Genomic DNA, 504 nt, shown 5'->3' with positions numbered 1-504 from the left:
TTGATGATGATTATGATGATGATTTAGACTTTGATGATGATTTTGACGATGACTTTGATGATGATGACTTCGATGATGATGATTTCGACGACGATGAAGATTATGATGATGACGATTTTGACGACGAAGATTAATAATATATAAGCAATATTGATATTACAGTAATATTAATATTGCTTGTAATTGTAGGTTTTGTAATGGCTGAAAGAAATAACAATAATAGATTTAAAAATAACTATAATAATTTTCACAACAAAAAAAAGAAAGATAATAATTCTTACAACAACAGAAAAAAAAATAACCATAATCAATATAGAAATAAAAAAACTATAGAAGAATATGAAAAAATCTATCTTAGCAATAAGATGAAAGATAAATCAGAAAAAGCAATATGTCCTATATGCAATGAACCTATATATATACCAGAAGAAGGCATAATGCATAATGTTACAAATAAGCTAGCACATTTTGAAKGTATATTAAAAGAGATAAAAAGCAATAATG

At 24.9% G+C, this 504-nt stretch carries 1 pseudogene; it reads left to right on the top strand.

Features of this window, described 5'->3' with window-relative positions:
- Positions 1 to 197 precede the first annotated feature (197 nt).
- Positions 198 to 504 (top strand): annotated as a pseudogene (locus GQX97_RS14750) (hypothetical protein); the annotation flags it as partial.

Origin of the sequence: Brachyspira sp. SAP_772, from assembly GCF_009755885.1 — a bacterium.
GTDB lineage: Bacteria > Spirochaetota > Brachyspiria > Brachyspirales > Brachyspiraceae > Brachyspira.
This window is presented reverse-complemented; position numbering and strand designations above follow the sequence as displayed.